The organism is Pseudomonas sp. NFACC46-3, assembly GCF_900114515.1.
Classification (GTDB): Bacteria; Pseudomonadota; Gammaproteobacteria; order Pseudomonadales; family Pseudomonadaceae; genus Aquipseudomonas; species Aquipseudomonas fluorescens_Q.
In genome coordinates this window covers 40,366-61,433 of the sequence record NZ_FOTH01000011.1, presented here as the reverse complement: position 1 = coordinate 61,433, position 21,068 = coordinate 40,366, and the positions used below count along the sequence as shown (strand labels likewise).

Sequence of the window (21,068 nt, the reverse complement as noted above, 5' to 3'; positions counted from 1 at the left end):
TTGCTACTTTCATTATTGTAGGTCGTGGAGGTTGGCACATCCGATATCTGGGTTGCCGATCCGGGTGAGCCTCCAAAGCTAAAAACATCGCCCGATTGTTCACCGCCACCGTTGAGCATTGCGTCCACTGTCAGCGCGCTCGCCAGAGCAAGCAGCGCGTTAAAGTCAGGAGCCCGCCCGGCTGGGCGGGCTCCTCATTTAGGCAGTATCAGTTGTTTATTTTTTCATCCAGCCAGACGTCATTCGTAGGAGCGTGGAATCGGTAGCCGAACGGTAGCGCTAAAAACCTCACCAAGTCTGGTCGATTTACCGACACATGCTGGGTATGAACCGTCTTCAGACTTTTTACATCCCCATCAAATCTGTCCGTGGTAAGCCACCAACCTGACATATGTTCAGGGGAGGGATAGCGTACTCCCTCAGTAGGATCGCCTTCCAGGATGCCATCTGAGATCACAATCATCTGGTCAAAGGTCGGTGCGGCGTAGTCCGCGCCTACCTTCTCACACACCGCATGCTGTTCGGCCCAGAGTCTCAGAGTGGTGCTGATTCCTGGTACATATACTCCAGTCACCGGCGACTGCTCAAAAAACAACAACTCTCGTTTGTCGTTCAGATGCATCTTCGTGACCCAACATCCATACTCCAAGGTTTCATCTGGAGCGACCCTATAACCCGCCTCAACATAGCGAACGACGAGGTCGATGAAGTCGATGGCACCTTCTTTCAGACCAGCGTCATCGACCATGACGCTGACCTCATAGTCAAACCGCTCCGCAAGTCCCTCGGTTTTCAATGTCAGACCCGAGCCTGCTTCGATACTGCTGATTTTCATTGATTACACTCGTAGCACCATGCACTTGCCCCCCCCTGGATACAACTGCAGCCCAGACAGTGCGGGTAAAGTCGCTGCTCACCCCCAGCCGGGTTCAGCCCATAGCCGGTTGATAATCAGGTATGTAGTTGCCGCTTTTAGTGCCTGGATCAGTTTTGCGCAAGTATGACAGGCGTGTTAATTTTTCATTCAATTCTCAAAAGTTTTATCATGTAGCTTTATCGCCTCTTCTAGAGAGGGCCGCCATTGGCAGCGAGATAAAGGACTCTCCTCCATAAAAAGCCCTATCGTATTTCTCAGGGCATTTAACTGATACTCATGCGCCAAAGGCAGACGGAAGAATTCAACGTTTTGAACGCAATACTCGCCACTATTTAAATCTTCAAAGCAAAAATAAATAGCAAGAGTATGTGAATCCATGGCTTTCCATACTTCATGAGATCTTAACATTTCTCCTCCATTAATCTGTTGGGCCCCACTTACCGCTAGCAACCGATCGATTAGTATCTGCACGGTTGTTTAAGCTGCGATACAGTATTCCCTCTACTATCAGCAATTACCACTTTATTCCTCTTGACGTTAATATTGCGTCCCGTACCGTTATCAACATAGTGACGCCCTCCTTCAACAATCCTATTAGATCAGTAATGGTGCTCGGCTCTGGCTCTGTTTATCCGGCCATGTAGGACTCCCGAGCGAGGCTACGCTGCCTTGCGCCATTGCCTACAACTGCGCCAGAATCCGCCGGCTTGTGCGCCTGGCTCGTGGCTTTTACTGTTTCCGGGTCGCTGATTTCAGCGATCGGGTTTGGTAGCCCGCGAGTTAACTAGGCGCAAGCGCCACCTCCTACAGATGCTTTCTCGGCGTCTGTTTCATGGTGGCCGTGCGCAGGGCGTCTTCGGGCGCGCCGGGTTCCTAGTGCTCCGGTCTACCAACCCGCGTACGGCCGCCACCCCATCGTTTGGTAGCGATAGTGTCGGCTCCTGAAACTAATACTAGGAGTTACACCATGTTCAAGATCACCCCCAATCCCCCCGCAGACGATTCGAAAAAACTCAACGAAGCCGCCGACCGCGCCCTCGCCTTTTACCTCGATCCCAAGCCTGAAAAACCCAATCCGCCACCGGGCCAGTTGTTCACTGTTGCGGAAGGCGCGGACATGGAATGTCTATTGGCCAACCTCAGCGAAACCCTGGCTTCGGTCAACGTCATGGCAAGCGAGCAGGCTTTTGAACTGGACGGCTCGCGGCGCCATTTTGCGCTGGGCATCCAGCAAATGATCGAGTTGGCAGAACTGCTGGCGAACCGCGCACTGGACATCGCCGCGCCGCGCTAAACGCACTCAAGCCAAGTGACACCTGTGGCGAGGGAGCTTGCTCCCGCTGGGCTGCGCAGCAGCCCCAATGACCGGCACCTCGGTGGGTCAGATATTTTTGAGGGGGCTGGTTTGGGGGCTGCTTCGCAGCCCAGCGGGAGCAAGCTCCCTCGCCACAACAGCGTTCGCTTCAGTTTTTTGGGCGGGCGGGGTTTACACCGGCTTGCTCTTGAGATTGCGCGCATACCACGGCCGTTGCGGCACGCGGCGGAACAGTTCGGTGAGCTTTTTGTCATCGCTGCCGAAGGTGATGCGCAGGGCCAGTTTCATGGTTTCCGGGTCCATCTCCACCGAGCGTCCGGCCTGCAGCCCAGGCGTGGTGTTGCAACCGTGGGTGTCCGGGCCCAGCCAGGGGTCGGCGATTTCGACCCAGCGGCCGGGGGCGAACCAAGGTACGCCGCTGACTTCGAGCCGGCTCACTTCCCCCGGGTGGAAACGTTCGTGGGCACGGAACCAGTCTTCGAGGCGGTCGTCGATCCAGCCGTGGAAGGCCCAGAACACCGGATTGACATGGGAAGAGAACGGATCGCCCAGGAAGTCGTTTTCCGGCGCGTACCAGCGCTGGGCGAAGTCGTCCGGGTCACGAGCGAACGGAACCGGGTGGCCGTTGGACGGGTCACGCGGCACCGAGGCCCAGCGCATGTGCAGCCAGTCGTGCAGGCCCAGTTCCACTTCCGAGCCAAACTGGCCCAGGGTCAGTTTCGACAGATAACGCGGGTCGCGGTAGCGCGATTCCCACACCTGGAAATTGCTGTGGTAGGTCTCGGCGGTCTTGATGTCGCTCACCCACTGTGCGTACTGATCATCGCCGTCGGCCAGCCAGGTCGGCGGCAACGCAGTGCCGTCGAGGTTATCGAAATAGCGGGCGAAGCCAAGGCGATCACGCTCCAGCTCCGGTTGCGGCAAGGGGAAGCGTGGCCACGACGGCAGCGCCTGGAAAGAACGCGCCGTGCCCAACATGTGCCGGTGCATGAAGAAGAAGTCGATGCCCGAGCCGTTGCGATCCTTGCGCGGGCCGCGGGCGTCGCGCTCCTGATCTCGTGGGCCGGGCTGCCAACCGATGCCGCGCAGGGCGTTACGCTTGTCTTCGTCCAGGGTGTGCCATTTGTCCCGCGAAGCGTGCCAGAGCTGGTGGAACAGCCGATGTTCTGGCGACACCAGCCAGGCCAACAACGCCGGGCTCAGCGGTGTACGTTCGCGGGCTTCGGGGAATGGTTGCTTGTGGGCGATGAATTGATTGTCGAGTTCCAGCAGGCCCAGCGGACGATCCAACCGCAACACACGACCGCTGAGCGTCGCGGAGCCGGCATTGCCGAAGCCGGCCCAGACCTCGTCCAGGGTCATGGTGAATTCATAGTCCGGCGCGCCGCCCGGGGCCTGGGCGCCGATCAGTCGCCAGCTCAGTTGCTTGGGGTCGGTGCCGGCCAAATCGCCCAACACCCGATAACGCGGTTCGTCCCCGGCGCGTAGCCGCTCGGCGGTGTCGAGGTAACCCACCAGGCCACGGCCCTTGTGGCCGATATCGAGGAACACCTGGAGACCGTCCTGGGGCAAGCCATCGAGGCCAGCATCGCGGCCAGTGAAGCGGATTGTCCAGATGCCCCGCAACGTATCGGCCCGACGCTGGCCCGCCACGTCCGCCACGTCGAACGAGGCCTCGCCGGGGGTGATGGTCGGGTCCGGTCGGGTCAGTTCGCGATGCCCGTAATACACCGCAGGCACGGCGGCACCGGTCAGCGCCAGGCCTGCCATGAACCATCGTCGAGAAATCGTCATTGCCTTACCTGTGTCCAGCCCTGGAACGGGATTTATCCAAGCTAGAACGATGGGTGGGCCAACAAATTTATAGAGGCCCTCGAAGCCACCTAAATTTCCCCACCGATCACTCGTTCTCCCCAGATAGCAAAGGCCCCCGCGCCTGTCCTTCCAAGGCGAACCTGACTGAGATCGGCAATGACAACACGACGTTCGAAAAAGGCTCTTTTCATCGGCCTGCCATTGGCCCTGGCGCTGGCCGTCGGTGGCGGTCTGGCAGCCTGGGACCACTGGTGGCGGGACAATCCCGGCTACCCGGTCAAGGTGATGAAAGAAGCCCGGGAACTGCACGAACGCCTGCTGTCCTTCGACAGCCACATCACCGTGCCGCTGGATTTCGGCACTGCTGGTAACGAAGCCGACAAGGACGGCAACGGTCAGTTCGACCTGGTCAAAGCCAACCGCGGGCAGCTGTCCGGCGCGGCCCTGACGGTGTTCGGCTGGCCCGAGCTGTGGAACGGCGACAATGCGCCGCACAAGCCTACTGCCGGTTTCGTCGAGGAAGCGCGCAACCAACAGGAAGTGCGCTACAAGATCATCACCGGCCTGGTCCGGGACTTTCCCAACCAGGTCGCCATTGCCTACACCCCGGATGATTTCCGCCGCCTACACGGCGAAGGCAAGTTCGCGATCTTCATCAGCATGCTCAACGCCTACCCCCTCGGCCATGACCTGAGCCTGCTGGACCTGTGGACGGCGCGGGGCATGCGCATGTTCGGCTTCAGCTACATCGGCAATAACGACTGGGCCGACTCCTCGCGCCCGCTGCCGTTCTTCAACGATTCCCCCGACGCCCTCGGCGGCCTGTCGGACATCGGCAAGCAAGCGGTGTCGCGCCTGAACGACCTGGGCGTGATCATCGACGTGTCGCAGATGTCGACCCTGGCCCTGGAGCAAGTCGCGCAACTGAGCCGCACGCCGCTGGTGGCTTCCCATTCGGCGCCACGGGCGATGGTGGACATCCCGCGCAACCTCAGCGACAAGGAAATGCAGCTGATCAAGGCCAGCGGCGGCGTGGTGCAGATCGTCGGCTTCTCCCAATACCTGCGCCCCCTGACACAAAAAACCCAGGACAAACTCAACGCCTTGCGCGAGCGTTTTGGTCTGCAACCGCTGCCCAACCTGGCGATGGCACTGATGCCCGGCGACCCCATCATCGCCGCCTGGCCCGAGCAGAAGTTCGGCCAGTACGCCAGCCAGCTCTACGCCATTCTGGAAGAAGAACCCAAGGCCAGCCTCAAGGACCTGGGGGACGCCATCGACTACACCGTGCGCAAGATCGGCATCGACCACGTCGGCATCAGCTCCGACTTCAATGAAGGCGGCGGCGTCAAAGGCTGGGAAAACGTCGGCGACATTCGCAACGTCACCGCAGAACTGCTGACCCGTGGCTACTCCGAAGCCGACATCGCCAAACTGTGGGGCGGCAATTTCCTGCGGGTCTGGGATCAGGTCCAGAAAGCCGCACGCCCCGCCATCGCCTCGACCCAGAAGACCGTCCAGCCATGAATGAACGTCGCACCTTCCTGAAGCAGGCCGGGATCCTCGCCGCCGGCCTGCCCCTGGCCACCAGCCTGTCCGCCACGGCCAGTGCCGATCCTCTGCCGCCGCTGCCCAAGAATAAATGGGCACAACTGCGCTCGCTGTTCGACCAGGACCCGGACTACCTGCACTTCTCCAATTTCCTGGTCACCACTCACCCGCGCCCGGTGCGCGAGGCCATCGAAAAGCACCGCGCGGCCCTGGATAAAAACCCGGGGCTGTTGATGGACTGGGACCTGGGCGTCACCGAAGAGCGTGAGGAAAACGTGCGCATCTGGGCCGGCCGTTACCTGCAAGCCAGCCCGAAGCAGATCGCCCTCACCGGCAGCACCACCGAAGGCCTGTCGATCATCTATGGCGGCGTCCACGTGGCGGCCGACCAGGAAATCCTCACCACGGCCCACGAACACTACGCCACCCACACCATTCTCGACCTGCGCACCCAACGCAGCGGCACCCGGGTGCGCAAGATCAAGCTGTTCGACAACGCCCACGACGCCAGCCACGAACAAATCCTCGCAGCCATCGACCGCAACATCCGCCCCGAGACCCGGGTGCTGGGCATGACGTGGGTGCATTCGGGCAGCGGCGTGAAGCTGCCGATCGACAAGATCGGCGCCCTGGTGGACAAGCACAACCAGGGCCGCAGCGACGAGCAGCGGATCATTTATGTGGTGGATGGCGTGCACGGTTTCGGCGTCGAAGACCTCAGTTTCCCCAAGATGAATTGCGACTTTTTCATCGCCGGGACCCACAAGTGGATGTTCGGCCCGCGCGGCACGGGCCTGGTGTGCAGCCGCAGCGAAGAGCTCAAGTACGTCACGCCGATCATCCCGACCTTCTCCGAAGCCACGGCGTTTTCCACCACCATGACGCCGGGCGGCTACCACGCCTTCGAGCATCGCTGGGCGGCGGACGAAGCGTTCAAGCTGCACTTGCAACTGGGCAAGGCCGAGGTGCAGGCGCGCATTCATACCCTCAACAGCTACTTGAAAAAACAGCTGGTGGCACTGCCGCAAATCGAGCTGGTCACGCCGCTGAGCCCGGACCTGTCCGCCGGTTTCACCTTCTTCCGGGTCAAAGGCCGCGAGAGCGACGAGGTGGCCGCCTACCTGATGAAGAACCGAGTGATTGCCGACGCCGTGCATCGCGACGCAGGACCGGTAATCCGCACCGCGCCGGGGTTGCTCAACAGCGAAGCCGAGATCGATCGCTTCATGGGCTTGTTGGACAAGACACTCTGAACCTGACTTATCGAGAGAGACGGATGAACAGTTTTTCGTTGAAGCTACTCCCGGCATTGACCCTCGCCGCCCTGCTGCCCTCCGGCGCCCAGGCCTCGCAACCGGGTCAGGTCTTTCGCGACTGCAAGGACTGCCCGGAAATGGTCGTGCTGCCCACCGGCACCTTTCAGATGGGCACCCCGGAAGACGAAGTGGGTCGCGAGCCCGACGAAGGTCCGATGCACCCGGTGACCTTCGCCAAACCGCTGGCGATCAGCCGCTTCCAGGTGCTCAAGGGCGAATGGTTCGCCTACCTGCGCGACACCGGCTATTCGATGCCCGACGGCGATAAGCGCCCCGGTCGCGCCTGTAAGGCGGGCATTCCGGATTACCAGGGCAGCGACCCACGCAAGCAATACACCGACCGACACCCGGCGGTGTGCATGGACTTCGCCGAGGCCAATGCTTACGTGGCCTGGCTATCGAAAAAAACCGGCAAACAGTACCGGCTGGTCAGCGAATCCCTGCGCGAGTACGCGGCACGCGGCGGCAGCACCGGCCCGTTCCCCTTTCCGTTCGATGCAGGCAAGGAATACAGCATCGCCCAACACGCCAACACCTACGGTGCGGCCGATGGCTACAACTTCACCGCACCGGCCGGCAGCTACGCGCCCAATGCCTTCGGCGTGTACGACATGCACGGCAACGTCTACGAGTGGACGGCCGATTGCTATAACGACAGCTACGTCGGCGCACCGAGCGATGGCAGCGCCTGGCTGACCGGCAAGTGCGAGTTCAAGCGCATCCGTGGCAACGACTGGGGCGAAGCGCCGGTGTTCTCCCGCTCCGGCAACCGCAACGCATTGGTGCCCAGCGATCGGGGGGACTGGATTGGTTTTCGGGTGGCGCGGGATATGTAATCAACTGCCCGCCTGAAGACCCGCTTTTGTGGCGAGGGAGCTTGCTCCCGCTGGGCTGCGTAGCGGCCCCAGATTTTGCGGTCGCTGCGCAACCGAGCGGGAGCAAGCTCCCTCGCCACAATAATGTGTGTCAGACGATTCCTCGTTAAATCCCCTGCCACAAAAGTGCGAGTTCAAGCGTATCCGTGGCAATGACTGGGGCGAAGCCCCGGTGTTCTCCCGCTCCGGCAACCGCAACGCATTGGTGCCCAGCGATCGGGGGGACTGGATTGGTTTTCGGGTGGCGCGGGATTTGTAATCAACTGCCCGCCTGAAGATCCGCTTTTGTGGCGAGGGAGCTTGCTCCCGCTGGGCTGCGCAGCAGTCCTGAAACCGGCTGCCGCTATTTGTCTGGCTCACCGCGTGAGGGCTTTTGGGGCTGCTGCGCAGCCCAGCGGGAGCAAGCTCCCTCGCCACAATAATGTGTGTCAGGCGATTCCTCGTTAAATCCCCTCCCCTACCAATCGTTCTACAGGTGGGCGCGCCCCAACCGGCGTGCCGCCGTCCTCCAGCCCATGCGGTGAATGCCCGCGCTGGCCTTCGCCCTTTCATCAAGCAGGGAAACCTCCATGAGCCAACCAACCCGCGGGGTGATCAATGAAATGTTCACCCTGCTCAAACCCTTCCGGCTGATTGTCGTAGGTTCCATTCTCTTGGGCATGCTGGGCGGCCTGAGCATCACCGCCCTGCTGGCGACCATCAACGACGCCCTGAACGCCGCCACAACGCCCACGCCCCGGCTGCTGGCGACGTTCGCCGGGCTTTGCGCGGCGGCGCTGCTGGCCTCGATTCTGTCGGACATCGGCACCAACCATGTCGGCCAGAACATCATCGCCGAGCTGCGTAAGTCCCTGGGCAAGAAAGTCCTGCTGGCGCCCATCGAACAGATCGAACGCTATCGCAGCCATCGGCTCATTCCAGTCTTGACCCACGACGTCAACACCGTCAGCGACTTCGCGTTTTCCTTCGCGCCGCTGGCCATCGCCTTCACGGTCACCCTCGGTTGCCTGGGTTACCTGGCCTACTTGTCACTGCCGATGTTTTTGCTGCTGCTGGTGGCGCTGGTGATCGGCACGGTCGTGCAATACCTGGCGCGTGCCCGTGGCATCCGCGGTTTCGAAGCGGCCCGTGAGGCCGAGGATGCGCTGCAGAAACACTACGGCGCCATCGCCGCCGGGGCCAAGGAACTGCGCATTCATCGCCCGCGCCGCCAGCGCATGTTCAGCCAGCGCATCGAAGCGACCGCCGACTACATCTGCGCGACCAACATCCGCTCGGTCAACACGTTCGTGGTGGCCAAGACCTTCGGCTCGATGCTGTTTTTTGTGGTCATTGGCCTGGTCCTGGCCCTGCAATCACTGTGGCTGGGCATCGATAAAACCGTGCTCAGCGGCTTCGTGCTGGTGCTGTTGTACATGAAGGGCCCGCTGGAATACCTGGTGATGACCTTGCCGGTGATCAGCCGGGCGAACATCGCCTTCAAGCGCATTGCCGAACTGGCCGAGCAATTCTCCTCACCGGAGCCGCACCTGCTGCTCAACGACAAGCACCTGCGCAAGCCCACGATCCAACAGCTGGAACTGCGTGATGTGCACTACGCCTTCCCGGTGGTCGAAGGCAGCCAACCCTTCGCCCTGGGACCGGTCAACCTGTCCATCGCCCAAGGTGACATCGTGTTCATCGTCGGCGAAAACGGTGGAGGCAAGACCACGCTGATCAAGCTGCTGCTGGGCCTCTATTTCCCCCAGGGTGGTGAAATTCTTCTCGACGGCGCGCCGGTAGGCGCCGCTCAACGGGACGATTATCGCCAGTTGTTCACCACGATTTTTGCCGATTACTACCTGTTCGATGAGCTGGTCCAGGGCGATCAACAGGTGCCCAAGGACGCCAACCGCTACCTGGAGCGCCTGGAAATCGCCCACAAGGTCAGTATCCGCGACGGTGCCTTCAGCACCACCGATCTGTCCACCGGCCAGCGCAAACGCCTGGCGTTGCTCAATGCCTGGCTCGAGGAGCGTCCCGTGCTGGTGTTCGACGAATGGGCCGCCGACCAGGATCCGCTGTTCCGGCGGGTGTTCTATACCGAACTGCTGCCGGAACTGAAGGCGCTGGGCAAAACCATCATCGTCATTTCCCACGACGACCGCTATTTCGACATCGCCGATCAACTGGTCCGGATGCAGGCCGGTCAGGTGGTCAGTGAAAAAGCTCCGGCGGCGTTTGCCTGAACCCGCCCGACGCAATGCTGTTTACCGCGAGAACACCATGAACGAACTGCTAGATGATGATCTGCTGACGCTGCTGCTCGATGACCTGGCGGGCGACACGCACGCCAGCTCCAGCCGCCGCCGACTGGACCGCGCCCCCCTGTCTTTCGCCCAGCAACGCTTGTGGTTGGAGCACCAGCGTGACCCGGCCCGTTCGGCCTACAACCTGCCACGGGCCCTGCGCCTGAGCGGTGAGCTCGATGCCGACGCCCTGGAGCAGGCCCTGAATCGCGTCATCGACCGACACGACATCCTGCGTACCGCGTTCAATGACATCGACGGCGCGCCGGTCCAGGTGGTCGAGCGTGACGCCTGCCTCGTCCTGCACCGGGAAGACCTCGGCGACCTCGCCCCCCAGGCGCGTGCCACGGCGCTCTCACAGCGCATCGAGCTGCACGCCCGGCAACCGTTCGATCTCAGCCGCGCGCCGCTGATGCGGGCCACGCTCCTGAGGCTGGACAGCGACGAACATGTGCTGTTGCTCAACATGCATCACATCGTCTCCGATGCCTGGTCCAACACGATCCTCATGCAGGACATGACCCAGGCCTATGCCCGGGCCTTGCTCGGCGATCCATCGCCGCTGCCACAGTTGCCCATGCAATACGCCGACTACGCCACCCGCCAGCGAGGCGAGTATTTACAAAGCACGGCCTGCCAACGCAGTGGCGAATACTGGAGTCGCTACTTGGGGCAGGACCTGCCCACGTTGGAGCTGCCCCAGGATTTCCCCCGCGCCACGGGCCAGCAACATATGGCCGGACGCGTACATCTGTCACTTGCCCCCGCAATGGCCCGGGCCCTGGACACGTTCTGCCAACGCCAGGGGCTGACGCCTTTCGTGGTGGCGCTGGGGGCCTGGCAAATGTTGCTGGGCCGGTACAGCAACCAGGACGATTTCACCGTCGGCGTCCCCAACGCCAACCGCAACAGCCATGAAAGCCAAGACCTGGTAGGTTTTTTCGTCAGCAGCCAGGTGTATCGCACGCGAATCGACTCGAGCCGCAGCGGGCTGGATTTTCTGCGGGATCTGCGCGGGCAGTCCCTCGCCGCCCTTGAACATGCCGACTACCCGCTGGAGCTGATCCTCGATCAACTGCAACACCCCGGCGCACAGGGCTTGTTCCAGGTCTTGTTCAACTGGCGCACCGGCTCACCGGCCCTGCCGATCTCCCCCAAAGGCGAACTGGCCCTGGAATTTCTCGACACAGGCGACAGCCAGGCCAAGTTCGACCTGTCGCTGGATGTCGACTATTCACAACAGCAGATAGTGGCGACCTTCGAATACAGCCGTGATCTCTATCGCACTGACACCATCGAGCGCATGGCCGAGCACTGGCAGAACCTGTTGCGGGGCCTGATCGAAACACCTGAACGCGCCCTCGGCGAGCTGCCATTGCTCAGTGCTGATGAACGCCAGCTAACCCTGCACGACTGGAACCGCCAGCCGACCCAACTGCCCCGCGGGCGTTGCCTGCACCAGGTGATCGAAAGCCATGCCGCCGCCACGGGTGACGCCATCGCCCTGACCTTTGAAGGGCAGCACATGAGTTATGCCGAGCTCAACCGACAAGCCAACTCATTGGCCCATCGGCTGATCGAGCAAGGCGTCCGGCCCGACGTACTGGTCGGCATCGCCGTCGAGCGCACACCGCAGATGATCATCGGCCTGCTGGCAATCCTCAAGGCCGGCGGTGCCTACGTGCCACTGGACCCGGCCTACCCGGCTGACCGCCTGGCGTACATGATCGAGGACAGCGGCGTCACCCAGATCCTGACCCAGGCCCATCTGCGTGAATCGCTGGCGTTGCCCGCCACCATAAACTGCCTGTTGCTGGATTCGGGCGACGCCGATAGCGCCTATCCCGAACACAATCCGGATGTGCCGATACACCCGGATAACCTGGCGTACGTGATCTACACCTCAGGCTCGACCGGCAAGCCCAAGGGCGCACTGCTCGCGCATCACAACGTCAGCCGACTGTTCCAGGCCACGGAGCACTGGTTCAGCTTCGATCACCAGGACGTCTGGTGCCTGTTTCATTCCTATGCCTTCGACTTTTCCGTGTGGGAGATTTTCGGCGCGTTGCTGCACGGCGGCCGACTGGTCATCGTGCCCCACGCCGTGAGCCGTTCGCCGCAGGAGTTCTACGCCCTGCTTTGCCAGGAAAGCGTTACGGTGCTCAACCAGACACCTTCGGCGTTCAAGTCGTTGTTGCAGGTCGCCTGCGACGCTCACCAGCCGCTTGGTCATCGGTTGCGGCAGGTGATTTTTGGCGGCGAAGCGATTGACGTGCAGAGCCTGCGCCCCTGGTTCGAACGTTTCGGCGACCAATCGCCGCAATTGATCAATATGTATGGCATCACGGAAACCACGGTCCATGTCACCTGGCGACCGCTGTCGATCGACGACTTGCACAGCGAGACCACGAGCCCGATCGGCCAGCCCATCGTCGACCTGTCCTGGTACTTGCTCGACGCGCACCTGAACCCGGTTCCCAAGGGGTGCATCGGTGAGCTGTATGTCGGCCGGGCCGGCCTGGCTCGTGGCTACCACCAGCGCGCCGACCTGACCGCCAGCCGGTTTATCCCCGATCCGTTCGATCCGCTGCCGGGTGGCCGCCTGTATCGCACCGGCGACCTGGCGCGCTACCGCACCGACGGCAGCATCGAGTACATCGGGCGCCTGGATCATCAGGTCAAGATCCGCGGATTCCGCATTGAATTGGGCGAAATCCAGGCACGTTTGCAAACGCTGCCGGCGGTCCAGGATTGTGTGGTGCTGACCCATGACGGCCCGACCGGCCTGCAACTGGTCGCCTACGTGATTGCCACGCAACCGCCCAGCGCCGAGTTACGCGAAGGTTTGTTGAGCGCGCTCAAAGCGCAGCTGCCGGACTACATGGTGCCCAGCCACCTGCTGTTCATCGACCGGTTCCCTCTCAACGCCAACGGCAAACTCGACCGCAAGGCCTTGCCGGAGCCTGACGCCAGCCTCCGGCATTCGAACTACGTAGCGCCCCGCACTCAGTTGGAAGAGGCCCTGGCGCAGCTCTGGCAACAGTCCCTCAAGGTTGAGCGCGTGGGTGTCAACGACAGCTTCTTTGAACTGGGCGGGCATTCGATCCTGGCCATCGAGCTGATCGCCAACCTCAAGGCCCGCCTGAATATCACGGTGCGGCTGCAAGAGCTGCTGGCCCACCCGAGCATCGCCGAGTTGGCCCTGTTCATTTCGCAAAAACATCGGGAGCAGACCCCATGCCTTGTGGAATTGAACAACGCCCCCGCCAGCGCACCGCAGTTATTTTGCCTGCATCCCAGTGGGGGCATCGTCTTCTGCTATCAGCCACTGGCGCGCAAACTCCAACACCGGGCGCGCACCTTTGGCGTCATGCACCGTGGCTTCAGCGAACCCCATGCGAGCCCTGAAGCCTGGCGCGAGATGATCGCCGATTACAGCCAGGAAATCGTCAACGCCCAGCCCCAGGGCCCGTATTACCTGATGGGCTGGTCCTTGGGCGGGACCATCGCCCTGGACATCGCGGCGACGCTGGAAAGCCAGGGCCATACGGTGAGTTTCCTTGGCCTGGTGGACAGCACGATTCCGGAACACCTGTACCCGGCAACCCTATCGCGTCATCGGCATTTGCCAGGCGATGAACAAGCCGACCCGGCCTCCCAGGATCTGCTTGGGGCCATCGAATACTTCGATCTGCTGTTTCCAACCCTCACCGAGCGCACGGCGGCTTACCGGCAACAGAACCCCGACAGCACGGTCCAGGCATTCCACGAATGGGCCGCCAGTCAGATCGAGCCGGGGCGAGGCGACTTGTTGTCAATCGTGCAGAGCGTCAAGGATGAAGTCATGAACGCCCAGGCGTTCTCGGTGCATGATCGGTTGCTGGAAGCGTTTGACGCATTCACCTTCAAACCGGTACGGGTACGCCCGAGCTGCTGGTGGACCCAGGCGGAAAAAACGCCGGAAGAACTGGCCTTCTGCGAGAGTTTGATCAAGGGTTATAGCCTAACTGGGGAGCTGCATTGCTCGGTGTATTCCCCGCTGCGCCATCGCAGCATGATCTTTGATGAGACGTTGCTCGATTCGCTGATCGAGGCTTTTCTGAGCAGCACGACACACGATAAGTAGGGTCAAGCGCGATCATTGTGGCGAGGGAGCTTGCTCCCGCTTGAGTGCGAAGCGCTCACAAAAAAGGGCTGCTGCGCAGCCCAGCGGGAGCAAGCTCCCTCGCCACAGGTTTTGCATTCCCCTGAAAACTGGCTGGACGGCCTGGCAAACCCCATAAAAAAACCGACCCGCACAAGGCGGGTCGGTTTTTTCTGCGCGCGTGAATCAGAACTGCGGGGTGTACTTCACGGTGAACATCAGGTTGCGTGGGTCACCGAAGTTGTTGTTGCCATCAAGCTGGTTGTAAGCGGACGTTAAGTACGTCTTGTCGAACAAGTTGTTGGCGTTGACCGCCAAAGCGATTTCCGGTGTCAGTTGGTAGCCGACACGGGCATTCCACACGGTATAACCCGGTATGTGGGTCTTTTCTTCGTAAACCAGTGTGTGGCTTTGGGTGGTAAAGCCCAGGCCAGTGCTGACGCGGCTCCAGTCGCCGGTCAGTTGGTAGTTGCCCCACACCCGCAGCATGTGTTTTGGCGTCCAGCTACTGAAGACAACACCGTCCTTCCCCGGCTCCTCCAGGTACTTGGTGGTGTTGTAGGTGTAGCCCGCGAACAGCTGCAGGTTGTCTATCACTTCACCACTGATTTCGGCATCGAAACCCTGGCTGCGAACTTTCCCCGAGGCTGTCGAGCAATACCCGCCCTCACATAGCATCCCTCCGGCGGTGTCTTCGATGGCACGGTTCTCGTGGTCGTAACGGAAGATAGCCAGGGAGGTATTGACCCGACCGTCCATCAGCTCACCCTTGAGGCCGACTTCGTAGTTGGTGCCGACGATGGGCTTAAGCACCGAACCGCTGGTATCGACCTCGGTCTGGGGCTGGAATATGTCGGTATAACTGGCATACACCGCCCACTCACGGCTCAGGTCATAGATGATACCGGCGTAGGGCGTGACCACCCCGGTTTCAGTGCCGGTGGTTCCCGAGTAGGGGGTAATACCGGCTGAGGTTTCAGTTTTCGCCTTGTAGCTGAAGTCATACCAACTGACCCGGGAACCCAGCACCAGCGTCAGGTCTTCAACCGGCTTGACGCGCCAGGTGCCGTACACGCCCTTCTGGCGGATATCGTATTTACTGAGGGTGCCCCGCCCCCCCGCCGCGATCAGACTCTCGTAGCTGATGTCCGGTCGGTCATTGTTCAGGTCGAAGATCGAATCGCTGGTGCCGTTGAAGGTACGGGCGAACTTATCATCCGTCTCCAACTGCGAGAAGTTTCCGCCGAGCATGACTTCCTGCTCCATCGACAATGCTTCGAACTTGCCGGTCAGGTTCATGTCGAGACCGGACTTCGTGGACTGGAAATCGGTCACGAAGTCGGCATATTGCACGCCGGTGCCATCAGGGTTGAGGCCGCCAAGCCTTTGCACTCGCTGGTTTTTCGCCTGGTTGTCTTCGGTCATGTACACGGCCCCCACCTTGAGCGCCCAGTCCTCGTTGAAGCGATGCTCCAGGTCGGTGTAGTAGGTGGTGACATCGATGTCGGAACGGTTCCAGCGCGCGCCGGTGTAGGTCGAACGCGACACGTCGGGCATCGACCCGTCGGCGTAGCGTGGCAAGCCACGGATGTTGCCGCGCGATTCACCGTTGGATTGGCTGACGGCGAAGCCCAGGGTGGTGTCTTCGCTCAGGTCGATGTCCAGCGCGCCGTACAGCGAATGGGTCTTGCTCCACGCATGGTCGACGAAGGAATTGCTTTGGTCTTCGTCGGCGACGATACGGCCGCGGATGTTGCCGGCGTCATTCAGCGGGCCGCCAGCGTCCAGTTGCAGGCCGTAGTGATCCCACGAGCCGGCCTTGCCGGTCAGGGTCACGGTCGGAGCGTGCTGGCCACGCTTGCGCACCAGGTTGACGGCACCGCCGGGGCTGCCAGTGCCTTGCAGCAGGCCGGCGGCGCCGCGCATGATTTCCAGGCGGTCGAAGAAAATCAGGTCCTGGGTCGCCCAGTTGCCCAGCGAATAGTTGTTCCGCAGGATCGGCACACCGTCGTACTGCCAGTCGTCGATCTGGAAGCCGCGGGACGACAGGATCATGCCTTGGCCGACGCCCTGCAGGCCAACGATACCGGTGGTCTGGTTGACGGCGTCCTTGAGGCTGACCAGGTTCTGGTCATCCATCTGCTTGCGCGTCATCACGGTGATCGACTGGGGAATTTCCTTGAGGGTGTGGGTACCCTTGCCGATGGTCACCGCGTTACTGGTATAGGCCTGGCTGCCTTCGGTCGTCGCGTCCAGGGCCGTTGCCTTGACGGTGGTCGCGCCCAGTTCGAGGCCTCCGGTGGCAGGGCCGCGCATCAGCATCAGAGTATTGCCCTCGAGGCTGTAGCGCACACCAGTGCCCTTGAGCAGTTCGGCGATGGCCGCCTGCGGGCTCATCTTGCCGCTGACGCGGGTGCTCTTCAGGTCGGCCATATCAGCAGCGTTGTAGATCACTTGCTGGTTGGTCTGCTGACCGAACGCTTGCAGTGCCTGCGGCAGCGGTTGCGCAGGAATGTTGATGCTGACGTCTTCCGCCATCACCTGAGCGCTGAGGGGCAGTACGCAGACCAACCCCAGACCGGCCAACACCCGCCGCGAACGCAGGCCGCGGGACATGACGAGTGCCTTGAACAGAGGTTTCAACTCATGAATGGATGACATCGTGCTCTCTATTATTGGTAGAAGTAAAAGTCCATGGGGCCGAAGGGCCCGCCGCTCGCCAGCACACGTGAGCCCGCACGGTCGATTGCCCCAAGGCAATGTCAGTGCGTGGCCGACCGGCCCCTCCCCGGGCACGGTCATCTGGCTGGACGACGGCGAAATCTTTACTGGACAAACCCGGTGCCTGGGCGTCCTGCCCGACCCGATTTGCCCACATACCTAAGTAAGACGCAGCACCTGCCAAAAACCGGAATGAGTTTATTTATCATTCGCGTAAAAAGTTAAAAAAAGGCCGGCGCTGATGGGCGCCGGCTTTTTTAATGAACACCGCCAATACCAAAGCTGTGAACACACCTGTGGCGAGGGAGCTTGCTCCCGCTGGGCTGCGCAGCAGCCCCAAAAGCCCTCACGCGGTGAGCCAGACAAATAGCGGCAGCCTGTTTCAGGACTGCTACGCAGTCCAGCGGGAGCAAGCTCCCTCGCCACGGGGGTTGGTGTATGGCGGGATTGATGGTGGGTTATTCGGATTCGTCAGCGTCGGGCAGACCTATTCATTGGCAACTCGGCCTTTGTGGCGAGGGGATAAATCCCCTCACCACAGGGTTCTGCTCGGTTTTTAAGATTTGATCCGCCCCGGAATCAGCCCAGCGGCGCCGCCCTGGCGGCTTGTAGCTGGCGGGCCTGTTCGGTCAGGAGGGCCTTTTCCTCGGGGCTCATCGCTTCCATGCGCAGGCGCACCTGGGCGATTTTCTCCAGTTGTCCCGGACTGCTTTCCACTGCCCGCAAGGCCAGTGCCAACGACGCTACGGTCGGATGATCGAAGACCAACCCCGGGTGGATGTCGCACTGCAACAACTTGCGAATACCGGCCACCAACTTGATCACCAGCAGCGAATGACCACCGGCGGCAAAGAAGTCGCGGTCGATGCCCAATCGCTCAAGCCCAAGCAATTGCGCCATGCGCGCGGCAAGCAATTGCTCCAGTGCATCCCGTGGGGCCGCGTCTTCGTCCGCCATCGCCGCACCCGCCCACTGTTGCAACGCCTTGCGATCGATCTTGCCGTTCGCCAGCCGCGGGAACCGTTCGATCAGTTGCAACTGCTGCGGCACCATCACACTGGGCAGGCGAGCGCTCAGCTCAGCACGGACGGCGTCCAGCAGACCCGCCGACCTGCCCTGCTGCGCCACGACAAAGGCCAACAGTCCCTGCTCGGCCGACGTTGCCGGCAGCACCAATGCTTCGGCCACTTGCGGCACACGCAGCAGCTCGGCCTCGATCTCCGCCAGCTCAATACGGAACCCACGCACCTTGACCTGCTGATCACGCCGACCGTGCAACTGGATCGCCCCGTCCGCGCGATAACGCGCCAGGTCGCCGCTGCGATACAAGCGCTGGGCCGGATCGAACGGGCTCTGGATGAACGTCTGCTCATCCGCCTTGGCATTCAGATAACCCCGGCACAACTGCGCGCCGCCCAGGTACACCTCACCCAGCACGCCCACCGGCGCCAAGCGCAGATCGGCGTCCAGCACGTAAACCTGGTTGTTGCCCAGCACCTGAGTCAGCGCCGAACAATCGTCGACCGCGCCGTGCAGCGACAACGGATGAATCATCACCCCCACCGTGGCTTCGGTCGGCCCATAGTGGTTGAACACCCGGCAATCGCTGCGCAACCGGGCGATGCGCTCGATCAACGGCGGCGGAATCGGCTCGCCACCCAGTACCAGCGTACGCGGCAGGGTCGCCTGATCACTGTCGAGCAGTGCCGCAAGGTGCGAGGGTACGATTTTCAGGCAGTCGATCCGGTGCTGCTGCAGGTACCCGGCAAACAACGCGCCGTCCTGCATCTGCTCATCGCTGGCCACATGCAGGGTCGCGCCATTGAACAACGCGCCAAACAACGTCGTGTTGCCCAGGTCCGCCGCCACAGTGGACGTGAAACCGACGTCCTTGCACTGCTCAAGTCCCAGGGCCTGGCTGGCCTGGGCGGTGTAGTTGAGCAATTGCCGATGCTCGATCACCACGCCCTTGGGCACACCGGTGGAGCCAGACGTAAACAACACATAGGCCATGTCGTTGCCCTGAGTGACCAGGTCTGGCAATGCCCCCGCCGACTGACTCAACTGCGCCACGGTCAGCGCCTTGTAGGGCTGATCCTGCCAGGCCGGCAGATGCGCCGCATCGGTCAGCAACACAGCCGCGCCAGCCTGCTCCAGCATCAGCGCCTGGCGCGCCTGGGGCCATTGCACATCAAGGGGCAGATACGCCGCCCCCACGCGCCAGCTCGCCAGCATTGCAATCACCAGCTCCGCCGAGCGCGGCAACGCCAGCGCGACAATCGAACCCTTGCCCAGGCCTTGTTGCTTGAAGCCCTGGGCCAGGCTGTCGACCCGGGTTTGCAACTGGCCATAGCTCCATGACTGATGGGCGTCGGTCAGGGCGATGGCATCCGGCCTGTCAATCGCCCAATCGGCAATGCGCCGGGGCAGATAACGGCCATCCGCCAAGGCCTGCATCGGCGGGTTGATCGCTCGCAAGCGCTGTTCTTCGGCGCGACTCAGCAGGCTGAGCTGCGCCAGTGGGGTGTGCCCGGCCGCAAGGATCGACGCCAACAGCACGCCGTACTGCTCCAGCACGGCATTGGCCGAGGCTGGCGAATACAGCGCGCTGGCGTAGTACAGATCAACCCCGGCAAGCTGCTCGGCACCGTTCAATTGCACCTGCAACAAGCACTCGAACCCATCGGCCCGCACAGGCACCGACACTGGCGCCCAGTGCAGACCGCTGCTGTCCTGGGCACGACTCGCCTGAGCCACCGTAAAACCGTAGGCCGGGCGCGCCGCGTCAGGGCTCAGTTCCGGCGTCCAGTATTCCTGCCAGGTGCGGTGTTCTTCGAGACGAGCCGCCAGCGCCACCAGCCACTCATTGAACGACTGGGTGGCGGGCAACGAAACGCACAGCGGCAAGGTTTTCTCGAACACGCCCACGGCACTGGCGAAGTATTCGTAGTCGCTGCGGCTGTCATGGCGCACACCGACCAGCGCCTGCTCACGCCCACTCAAACGGCCCAGCAACACCCACCAGGCGCCTTGCAGCAGCGTGGCAAGCGGCTGCCCGAGCTGCGTGGCCAGACGTTGCAAAGCCTCACGCTGGGCAGGCTCCAGTGTCAGGGCCACGCAGGCGTCGGCGGCGCGGGTCTCGCGGCTGGCGCTGCGGCCGGCCAACCATGGCGTGGCGATGTCCGTCTGCTGGCCTTGCAGGTGTTGCTGCCAGTAGCTGCGTGCACTGGCGGCATCCTCATCCAGCACCACTTCACTGCGCCACTCCAGATACTGGGCAAACTCGCCCGGTGCCTCGTCTTCCGATGCCAGAACCCCGGCGTACGCCTGCTGTACTTGCTCAAGCAGCAGATTCAGCGATTGCCCATCGGCACTGAAGCGGGCAATGCCCAGCCGCAGTTGCCATTGCTGGGGCCCCAAGCGATACAGCACAGCCTGGACGCTGGCCGATTCGCCAGGCACAAACGCGCGGCCCATCGATTCCTTGATCTGCGCCTGGACCTCCTCGGCCCGTTGCTCGCCCGCCTGCACCGTCAGCGGGAAGCGCCCGGCACCGGCGGCGGCCTGACGCAAACCGTGGAACCCGGCGACTTTGCCCAATTGCGCCAGCAGCATCGGCTGCTGCGCCAGTAGCGTATCGAACGCCACCTGCAAGCGCTGCGGATCGAGGTCGCCGTCAATGACTACGTTCAGCCAGCGCAAGGCGTCGCCACAGGTCGCCGTGGTCGACAGTTGCTCAAGCACGGTTTGTTGCTCGGGCGTCAGGGCGAAACCCGAATCGTGCGCGTCCATCGTGACCTCGTTCATGCTCCGCTTTCCTCGGTGTTGAGTGCGCCCTGGGTGGTTTGCCCGGCGGCAGGCCGGTGCTCAAGACTGCTGTGGTCGTACATATCGCCCATGGCCACCACGATCTTGCGCGGGCCCTCGAACGGGTCGCGAGCGTGGGCCACCAACATGTTGTCCAGCAGGATCACGTCGCCTTTGTGCCAGTCGAAGCGCACCGCACAGGCTTCGTACAACTCACCGATACGCGCCATCACCTCGTCTTCGATCGGCGTGCCGTCGCCGTAATACACCTGCCGTGGCATGCGTTCGAGACCGAACATCGACAACAGGTCTTCCCGTACATCCGGCTCCAGCCAGTAGATGTGATGCAACTGCACCTG

Annotated in this window: 12 protein-coding genes and 1 pseudogene (1 of these 13 running past the window's edge); 7 read left to right on the top strand and 6 right to left on the bottom strand. The window is 61.9% G+C overall.

All coding sequences use genetic code 11. The annotated features are described in order from the left end of the window. Positions 1 to 208 precede the first annotated feature (208 nt). Together BM300_RS13425 and BM300_RS30255 are read right to left on the bottom strand one after the other, a co-directional pair. Positions 209 to 835, bottom strand: coding sequence for an immunity protein Imm33 domain-containing protein (locus BM300_RS13425; protein WP_092349220.1), 627 nt, complete (start codon positions 833 to 835; stop codon positions 209 to 211). A 189-nt stretch (positions 836 to 1,024) separates the two neighbouring features. Further along, the gene (locus BM300_RS30255) at positions 1,025 to 1,285 is read right to left on the bottom strand and encodes a hypothetical protein (protein ID WP_139197736.1); all 261 of its coding nucleotides are present in this window, start codon (positions 1,283 to 1,285) and stop codon (positions 1,025 to 1,027) included. A gap of 559 nt (positions 1,286 to 1,844) precedes the next feature. On the opposite strand from BM300_RS30255, the gene BM300_RS13420 reads away from it, so the two are divergent. Beyond that, positions 1,845 to 2,171: a DUF6124 family protein gene (locus BM300_RS13420; protein WP_092152579.1), complete on the top strand. Its 327-nt coding sequence runs from the start codon at positions 1,845 to 1,847 to the stop codon at positions 2,169 to 2,171. A gap of 192 nt (positions 2,172 to 2,363) precedes the next feature. Here BM300_RS13420 and BM300_RS13415 read toward each other — a convergent pair whose 3' ends face one another. Further along, complete coding sequence (locus BM300_RS13415; protein WP_170862054.1) at positions 2,364 to 3,986, bottom strand: pyoverdine maturation tyrosinase PvdP; 1,623 nt, start codon at positions 3,984 to 3,986, stop codon at positions 2,364 to 2,366. Between the two features lie 177 nt (positions 3,987 to 4,163). On the opposite strand from BM300_RS13415, the gene pvdM reads away from it, so the two are divergent. From pvdM to BM300_RS13390, 6 genes and pseudogenes are all read left to right on the top strand, one after another. Continuing rightward, positions 4,164 to 5,534: a pyoverdine-tailoring dipeptidase-like protein PvdM gene (gene pvdM / locus BM300_RS13410; RefSeq protein WP_092150376.1), complete on the top strand. Its 1,371-nt coding sequence runs from the start codon at positions 4,164 to 4,166 to the stop codon at positions 5,532 to 5,534. Then, complete coding sequence (locus BM300_RS13405) at positions 5,531 to 6,811, top strand: pyoverdine-tailoring periplasmic protein PvdN (protein WP_092463117.1); 1,281 nt, start codon at positions 5,531 to 5,533, stop codon at positions 6,809 to 6,811. The genes pvdM and BM300_RS13405 overlap by 4 nt, the downstream gene beginning before the upstream one ends. 23 nt (positions 6,812 to 6,834) lie before the next feature. After that, positions 6,835 to 7,710: a dihydropyoverdine dehydrogenase gene (locus BM300_RS13400; RefSeq protein WP_092463115.1), complete on the top strand. Its 876-nt coding sequence runs from the start codon at positions 6,835 to 6,837 to the stop codon at positions 7,708 to 7,710. Positions 7,711 to 7,870: 160 nt separating this feature from the next. Then, a pseudogene (locus BM300_RS31400) lies at positions 7,871 to 8,008 on the top strand (formylglycine-generating enzyme family protein); the annotation flags it as partial. A 310-nt stretch (positions 8,009 to 8,318) separates the two neighbouring features. Continuing rightward, positions 8,319 to 9,977 (top strand): cyclic peptide export ABC transporter, encoded by a 1,659-nt coding sequence (locus BM300_RS13395; RefSeq protein WP_092349205.1) that lies wholly within the window; start codon positions 8,319 to 8,321, stop codon positions 9,975 to 9,977. A gap of 37 nt (positions 9,978 to 10,014) precedes the next feature. Continuing rightward, a complete protein-coding gene (locus tag BM300_RS13390) occupies positions 10,015 to 14,163 on the top strand; it encodes a non-ribosomal peptide synthetase (RefSeq protein WP_092463113.1) in 4,149 nt (1,382 codons plus the stop codon). Positions 14,164 to 14,367: 204 nt separating this feature from the next. Here BM300_RS13390 and BM300_RS13385 read toward each other — a convergent pair whose 3' ends face one another. The 3 genes from BM300_RS13385 to BM300_RS13375 form a co-directional block, all read right to left on the bottom strand. Continuing rightward, positions 14,368 to 16,842: a TonB-dependent siderophore receptor gene (locus BM300_RS13385; protein WP_092463112.1), complete on the bottom strand. Its 2,475-nt coding sequence runs from the start codon at positions 16,840 to 16,842 to the stop codon at positions 14,368 to 14,370. A gap of 639 nt (positions 16,843 to 17,481) precedes the next feature. Next, positions 17,482 to 20,709 (bottom strand): non-ribosomal peptide synthetase, encoded by a 3,228-nt coding sequence (locus BM300_RS13380; protein ID WP_092463110.1) that lies wholly within the window; start codon positions 20,707 to 20,709, stop codon positions 17,482 to 17,484. Continuing rightward, a protein-coding gene (locus BM300_RS13375; protein WP_092463108.1) for a non-ribosomal peptide synthetase crosses the window boundary here: on the bottom strand, positions 20,706 to 21,068 show its 3' portion. 13,173 nt of this gene lie beyond the right edge of the window; 363 of the gene's 13,536 nt are visible here — the last part of the coding sequence; its start codon lies beyond the right edge, outside the window; its stop codon occupies positions 20,706 to 20,708. Before BM300_RS13375 ends, BM300_RS13380 begins: the two co-directional genes overlap by 4 nt.